Genomic DNA, 7,659 nt, shown 5'->3' on the forward strand with positions numbered 1-7,659 from the left:
CGATGCGACTCGCCGCGGAGGATTGCGCCGGTCGCGTAAAAGCGGTGGCAGGTGATTTCAGCAAGCAGAGATTGCCGGTCGCCGACGTGATCGTGATGGGCAACGTTTTACATGACTGGGATCTCGAGACCAAAGTGTCGTTGATACGCAAGGCATGGGAGGCACTCACCGATGGGGGCGCGCTCGTCGTCATCGAAGATGTCATCGATGATGCTCGCCGGGAGAACGCGTCGGGCCTACTTATGTCGCTTAACATGCTGGTTGAAACCGCGGGTGGCTTCAACTTTTCCTTCGCACAGTTTTCGGGCTGGACACGCAGCTCCGGGTTCGCTCGGACAGACCGCATTCAGCTTGAAGGAACTTCGGCCGCGCTTGTCGCTTACCGTTGAGCAGGGGTAGTTCATAACGTCATTGCTTAACTGAGCGTCCGTCTCGAATCTCAGGCGTAACGAGCCAAGCGTCGGATGAGTATCATAGCTGAGGCGGCATAAAGGAGGCGGTGGCGGATCGGATGATCTGCTCAAAGTCCTTGACGAGGCGTCGGTTGCGATTAAGCAGCCCTCACCGGGTGGTCCGGGTAGATAGTTAGTGCATTGTCGTCTTGAGGATCCCCCGGTTTCTCATCCAGTTCGAAGGTGAGTTTCCGGCATTCATTTGGCGGCGATCTTGGCCGTCGCGGCAGCATATTCGACCCGCGTCAGCCAGCCAAGCGATGTGTGAGGGGGGCTCTCACTGTAATCCCGCCGCTAGGCCTCGATCTTGGCTCGGGCGTCCTCCAGCGACAGGAACCAGTGGGTGTTGAGGCACTCGTCCCGCAGGCGGCCGTTGAACGACTCCACGAAGGCATTATCTGTTGGCTTTCCCGGCCGTCTGAAGTCGAGTGTGATGCCGTTCTCGTATGCCCAGCGATCAAGAGCCTTCGAGATAAACTCCGGTCCATAGCACATTGGGAAGCGACGGTTCGGGAGTCGCGACGGCCCTGATGAAGACAAGGCCGCGTAACCGACTATGTCAACAGGGCCTGGCTGAGACGTCTTGAACGTTACGATCGAAACGTAAGCGCGCCGCTCTGCAATGCTAGCGACATGCCGACATCGCCATTCCCCCGCAGCAATAGAGGAGCTGTTGGAAGCCATGCACGGAGCTTTAAGCCTGCTGGACCTTGGGGGGAACTCGATCGACATCCGAGCCGGTCGCAGTCCAGCGAACCACGATCTGCTCACCTTGCCGATGATGGATATTTACATCTCCATGATGAAGGCGTCCGCTCTCGCAACGGCTGGTCGCCTACGCCTGTTTGAGGCACTCGCCGTCGAGCCCCTCGAAGTGACAGCTATAGCTACCACGATTGGCGCTGACCGGGACGGGGTTGAACGCCTCGCGGATTTTCTTGTCGCGACCCATTACCTCGTACGGGACGGGGCAAAGTTGGCCAATGCTCCAGAAACGACCCGCTGGTTCACCAGCTGCGGATCCGTTGACTATAGCTCTGGGCTCGCGTGGACGGCGAACGCGTGGGCGATCATGGATGATCTGTCGGGGGCTGTTCGGCGAGGAGGGCCCGAACGGCTTCTCTGGGACCGAATGACCGCGGAGCCGGAGCTAGGCCGGTCTTTCGCGCTCTACATGCTTGCTTTTGCGAAGCATGTGGCTCCCGACTTGCTTCGGGTGCCGAATTTACCAGTCCGGCCTAAGCGGATGCTAGATCTGGGCGGGTCGCATGGCATACATTCCATGGCGTTTTGCGACCGTTTCCCGGAACTCCGCTCGGTGATTATCGACCTTGAAAGTGCGGTTGTAGGCACGGCTCAGCGCCTCAAGGGCACGGGACTAGCCGACCGTGTCGAGGTTCGCCCCGGTGACATTCGGACGAACAAATGGGGCGATGACTATGACATCGCACTTTATCTTTGCGTCGCTCACAACATGAGCATCACCGAGAATCGAGAGATCTTCCAACGGCTCGCTCAAGCGATGCGTCCGGGTGGCATCCTGATCATCCACGACTATCCGCGCGAGACAACCCCGAGTCTGTTTGAAACGGCCTTCCGGCTCACCCTATTGGTCGAGACCGGCACCCGCACCTACACCTTTGACGAGTTGTCGCAGATGGTGACGGAAGCGGGTTTCTTCGCGCCGACCCAGATAGTTCTTTCCCCTGCCGAGAAGGGAACACTTCTCGTGGCTCAGCGATGACGCCCAGCGCTTTCCATCCTTTCCAGACCCATAACTACGGGAGTCGGTACGAATGAAAGCAACCAGCGCCCTAGCCATAATCGGCAATACGCCACACACATCGCAAGTGCGTTACGGGATCCTTCGTCGTTTGATCGGCAGGGCATGTTTAGCGTAACCTGCCGCGCAGCATGAGTCGCCGAGAGGACGAGATCGCAGGAGGGGTATCTCCTGGAACGCTTTAGGCTATCACAGCAGTACAATATCTTGATTACGACAGGCCGACAGGGCGTTTTACGTGACCCAACACCACGGCGCCGTCTTCGCGAATAATACTGATCAAGCGTTCTTTATCTGAGCTTTCGAGAACGGCCAGACGATATGGATCGGAAAACCAGAAGTTGCCGAGGCTTTCCACTCAGGGAAGGGCTTACACTGGCAAAACACAGACACTGTTTGTTCTGGGAAAAGGAACGCTTTTTTCGGTCGGGCTACAACGCCAATTTGCTAAATAGCGGATTTCAGCGTCGGGGGCTTGTCGGCAAAGCTTTAGCGGGGCGCTTTCGTTGCGGACGTTAGCTACGGGCATGGCGGATCGACGCCTGCTCGACTGCCCGCACGCGTAAAGCGGCACGCGAAGGGGGCGTCGGCGACAGTGTTGCACTCCAGGTCGCATCGGCAGAGTATTATGCGGGGGGCAGATTATGATTGTCGCGTTGTTCGATTGTCTGCACGATCCTGGGGGGGCTGCCGTCAGTTTGGGCCAGCATGTCGCGTCAGCGCTTGGGCGTGACGGCACGTGGTTCACTGTCGAGCTGTTTGCCGAGACGCGCTGGAGCAGAACCTGCATCCGTTAGGGCGCATCGTCTATGGCCCATCGACCATGATCTGCAGCCGCGCATCTATGTCGTAGGAAGAAAGAACGGGGTCGATGTCCAAGTCAGCGAGGCGCCCCTGCCCGTTGTCGCCGCTGAGACAGGTTTCCAACCCTTCCGTGTCGCTAGCCGGGCCCTTTGTACCTTAATTTTCGAAGCCAAACGGTATCGGTCATCGGCGCGGACTGCATGACGGCATTCGGACACGCAGTAGGGCGATGACTTTGCGAGCAAGAGCCTATCGTGACCTAACAGGCGATAACAGCCGCCGTCGCCACGGACGGGGTAAGTCTAGGGCGAATCGGGAAGGTCAGAACCGTCCGCTGCGTGCAATGATGAGACGCGATCGGGGAGCCAGGGAATTTAGCGTGAACGTGTCCGAGCGCGAGGCCGACAGCAGAGAATGGTTACAACGGTGACAGACGCGGTTCTGGATCACACCCACCCCCTTAATAAGCATTAGGGCAGGGCGCAAAACTAGGAGCTCTCGGTGACTTTTCTGGACACGGCCAACCTTACAACACAAACGAAGGCTGCGCGGGTTCTGATTGTCGATGACGACCCCGCAATGCAGCGGATGATCGTCGGCTATCTTACGGAGCACAACATTCGGGCGTCGGCCGTCGGAGGACGCCAGGGAATGATGCACTCGCTTGCAGTTCGCGAGCCCGACCTGATGATCCTTGATCTTCATCTCGGCGAGGATGATGGCCTTGATATCCTTCGCGAACTCAGGGCTAAGAGCGTCTTGCCGGTCATTCTCATCACCGGCAGTCGGCGCGAGGAGATTGATCGTGTGCTGGGCCTGGAGTTAGGCGCAGACGATTATGTAACCAAGCCTTTCGGCCTTCGCGAGCTACTGGCCCGGGTCCGTGCCACGCTACGCCGGCGAAGCATGGACCGTCTCAGCCCTGCAAAGCAGCGCGAGGCCATTTTTCGTTTTGCCGGTTGGTCGTTCGATCAAAGGCAGCGTGAGCTAATCTCGCCAGCGGGAGAGACGATCGTGTTGACGAAGGGAGAATACGCGCTGCTGAGTGCTTTCGTTCAGGCGCCTAAGCGGACGCTTTCGCGCGAGCATCTTCTGCAGGCGACTCGTGTTCACGAGGACGTGTTCGATCGGAGCATTGACGTGCAGATCCTGCGCCTGCGTCGAAAGCTCGAAGACGACCCGCGGGCGCCCTACTTCATTCGGACCGAGCGTGGGATTGGTTACCGGTTCGATGTAACTGTAGACGTCGCGTGAAAGCGGCCTCTCTCGCGTTGGTGCTTGCGGCAAGCGTGCTCGGCCTCAGTTTGGCTCGCGCGGAGGCGTCTCGCGATAGGCCAATACGTGACGCGTTCTCGCCGCTGCCGTTCCCGCAAGCGGGTGATGCGAACAAAATTGCTCTCGGACGTGATCTGTTCAGCGATCGCCGCATGTCTCGGTTCATGAAACTTAGTTGTGCGTCATGTCACGACCTGAGCACCAACGGCGCGACAGCATCCCGCTTGGATCGTGGGGATGCCGCCCACGCCATGCAGGTTAACACGCCGACGGTATTTAACAGCGTGTTCAGTTTTCGGCTTGGCTGGGCAGGGCATGTTCGCAGTCTTCATGACTTGGCGCTCGGGACATTGCGGAGCGAGCACCTCATGAGTGGCGGTGGGTTGGCGGCGCGCCGGCTCGCGGCCGATCCGACGATGCTGAATCGGTTCCGCGCAATATACGGGGCAAAGCCAACAGAAGAGAGCCTGGCCGACGCTCTGACGGCTTTCATGAACACTCTTGTCACACCGGACGCGCCCTTTGATCGGTACTTGCGGGGCGACAAGGCGGCGATGACGGATCAACAGATCCGCGGATTTGCACGTTTCCGCAGCTTAGGCTGCGCCAGCTGCCATCAGGGCTTAAATATCGGCGCGAACTTATTTCAACGTCGCGGCATCTTTCATCCATTGGGTGATGCAAACCCACCATTTCTACGGGTTCCGAGCCTTAGAAATGTAGCAGTGACCCCGCCCTACTTTCACGACGGTAGCGTTGACGATTTAAGCCGCGCCATCAAACAGATGGCGCATTCCCAGCTGAACCTTGAGATCAGCAATCGTGACATCGAGGATATTTCGTCCTTTCTCAATGCTTTGACAGGAAAATACCAAGGGCATCAGCTACGCCCGGCGGCAGGGGCTAGGCGGTGAGATGGTTGCTAACCCTCCGTTTGGCGAGTGCCCTCCTGTTCGTGTCAGGCATCGCGCTGGCCCTATTCACGGTGCGATCGATGAACGATACTCGTCATTGGATGGCTCAAGCAAGCGGCGCTATCATGGGGTTCTGCCTGTCAGAGCAAAAACTGCAGATCGATCTGCTTGACGCCCGGGCGGGCCTTCTGCGCAACTACGATCCGGTCAATGTCGATTTGGCCGAGGGACGCGAAAGTTTGGACGTTCTCGACCGGCTTCCGAAGAAGTCCGAGGCGAGCGTCCGGCTTGCCCGTCTAAAGATCGAGGTCAGTCGGCAAGAGGGTCTGGTCGAGCGGTTCAAGACCGACAATGCGCTATTGCAGAACTCGCTGACCCGATTCACATCAAATGACCGTCCAACGGTAGCAGGTCAAGATCGACTGTCGGCACGGATTCTCCAATTGACCCTGGACACGAGTTTACAGTCAGTTATGGCCGCGAAAGACGTTCTTGCTCGGACGCTTTTGCCGGCGGGGGGCACGCCTGAAGCGCAACTCATTTCCCATGCAAGACTGCTGGTCTCGGTCCTGCCCGAGATCGACCGCTTGTTGCATACGATCCGATCGCTGCGAATCGACGACGAGGTTGTTGCGCTCCAGTCGGTTCTTCATGAGGAGTCGCGGGCCCGGGCAGCTACTATCCAACATCTGCAGCTCGCGGTCGCTATTACTGTGATCCTCTTGATGGGTTCGGTGCTCGCGCTCATCCTCGTTCAACGCTTGCGCACGCGCGAATTAAAGGGCCAGGCTGCGAACGGGCGTCTGAGTGCTGCGATCGCCATCCCGCTCATCGATACTGGGGGGGGGGACTTTGTGTCTCGCGTCCATGAAGCTGTAGACCGACTAGCCCTACATATCGGCGCGAAACGGCTCCAGCTAATAATTCCCGGCGTCCCCAGTTTTTCGCATTTTTCATGGCCGGACGGCAATTTAGATCCGCGCTGGCTTCGCAAGCTCGTTGATGCAGCGGACGCCGATGCAGTTTGGCACGGCTGCCAAATCATCGCGTCCCGCGGTGACGGAAACATTCATCCGACGCTCGATCTCGCTATGGAGGACGCAGGCATCAGTAACCTTGTGCTTCTGCGAACGGCCGGCCCATTTGGTGTAGTCATCGGATTCGAGCCACCTTGCCGGACCTCCGCCCAACGACGCGACCATGTAGCAGGCGTCAGTTCTGCTGTTGTCGCCATCGCACATGGTGCTCGACGCGAGGTACTGCAGTTGGAACGCGACCGACTGGAGAGGAGGCTGGCGCGGGCGCGTAGGATGGAGACGATCGGAGCGATGGCCTCGGGCGTAGCCCACAATTTCAATAATATCATCGGTGCCATCGGCGGCTTTGCTGAGATGGGGCAGGAACGCACTCGGCAGGGCACATCGGCCCGGCACAATTTCGAGGAGATACAAAACGCGGTCGCGCGTGCTCGTGACTTGGTCGACGATATCTTGAGCTTTGCAAAGCAGGGGCGCGCAAACAAGCGGCCGATCCGACTGCCGGATGTCCTGACCCAGGCTGTTCGGCTTCTATCTGCTTCCTCTCGTCATGAAACGACCTTCGAAGTGGCGCCGACTGATAATTGCCTTCGGGTGTTGGGAGCTGGATCTGAGCTTCAGCAAGTGTTTCTGAACATCTTGAACAATGCGGCCCAAGCAAGCGGCGGCCGGCCAATCATAATCGCAACCCGCAGGGCCCATTTAAGCGATGAAAGGCACATGAGCCACGGTGGCCTTGACCAAGGAGATTATATCGTTGTCTCGATGAGCGACAGTGGCCCCGGTATCCCTGCGACTGCCTATCCGCGCCTCTTTGAGCCGTTCTTTACGACGCGAGCGGGTGGTACCGGTTTAGGTCTTTCGACCGCGTGGGAAATTGTTCAGGATCATGGTGGCACGATCGACGTCGAAAATGTTCCGAGCGGTGGAGCGCGGTTTGCGGTGTGGTTGCCTGAACTGTCTGCTGACGCCGATACCCCTATTATTGGCGATGGCGCTCAGATACTGCTCCTTTGCGAAGCGGCGGCATTATCCCACGAAGAAGAAGTTCTCGCCGAGCTTGGTTATGAACCTCTTGGCTTCCCGCTCTCGATTGATGTGAAGACGCTTCGAGATGTCATTATCGAGTGCGATGGCGTGCTGATCGCGACACAAGAGCCGGCGCAAATAACGGGAATGCTTCTCGAGCTCAAGACGGTCCTGGCCGACCGTCCGTTATTCCTAGCGGTCCCAGAGGGGGCGGTTGCAGAGACGGATATTCCATGCTTCCGGCTGAATTATCCGATCGAAATCGCCACGTTGTCCGCACTTTTGTCCGGCGGTAAACCAGCGTCAAGGCCGGTCGAGACTGTAGAGTAGCAACCGACGTCGGCCGCGTCAGCGAGCCGCAAGCT

The 7,659-nt window shown here is 58.3% G+C and carries 5 protein-coding genes and 1 pseudogene; 5 read left to right on the forward strand and 1 reads right to left on the reverse strand.

From position 1 onward, the window contains the following. Window positions 1-389 (forward strand): methyltransferase (locus RH90_RS19490; protein ID WP_010188254.1); only part of this gene is annotated, 389 nt, incomplete at its 5' end. A 261-nt stretch (window positions 390-650) separates the two neighbouring features. Here RH90_RS19490 and RH90_RS19495 read toward each other — a convergent pair. Beyond that, window positions 651-938, reverse strand: a pseudogene (locus RH90_RS19495) (integrase core domain-containing protein); the annotation flags it as partial. A 196-nt stretch (window positions 939-1,134) separates the two neighbouring features. Here RH90_RS19495 and RH90_RS22265 point away from each other — a divergent pair. The 4 genes from RH90_RS22265 to RH90_RS19515 all read left to right on the forward strand — a co-directional run bounded on the left by RH90_RS22265 (window position 1,135) and on the right by RH90_RS19515 (window position 7,624). Continuing rightward, the gene (locus RH90_RS22265) at window positions 1,135-2,196 is read left to right on the forward strand and encodes a class I SAM-dependent methyltransferase (protein WP_010188259.1); all 1,062 of its coding nucleotides are present in this window, start codon (window positions 1,135-1,137) and stop codon (window positions 2,194-2,196) included. A 1,344-nt stretch (window positions 2,197-3,540) separates the two neighbouring features. Beyond that, window positions 3,541-4,293 carry a response regulator gene (locus tag RH90_RS19505; RefSeq protein ID WP_010188261.1) on the forward strand — a complete coding sequence of 251 codons (753 nt, stop codon included), beginning with the start codon at window positions 3,541-3,543 and terminating at the stop codon, window positions 4,291-4,293. After that, entirely contained in the window at window positions 4,290-5,228 is a 939-nt protein-coding gene (locus RH90_RS19510; RefSeq protein ID WP_029625499.1) for a cytochrome-c peroxidase, read from the forward strand. The genes RH90_RS19505 and RH90_RS19510 overlap by 4 nt, the downstream gene beginning before the upstream one ends. 80 nt (window positions 5,229-5,308) lie before the next feature. Beyond that, window positions 5,309-7,624 carry an ATP-binding protein gene (locus RH90_RS19515; RefSeq protein WP_157134752.1) on the forward strand — a complete coding sequence of 772 codons (2,316 nt, stop codon included), beginning with the start codon at window positions 5,309-5,311 and terminating at the stop codon, window positions 7,622-7,624. Window positions 7,625-7,659 lie beyond the last annotated feature (35 nt).

The sequence above is a fragment of the Sphingomonas sp. PAMC 26605 genome, assembly GCF_000241485.1.
In the GTDB taxonomy this organism is placed as follows: domain Bacteria; phylum Pseudomonadota; class Alphaproteobacteria; order Sphingomonadales; family Sphingomonadaceae; genus Sphingomonas.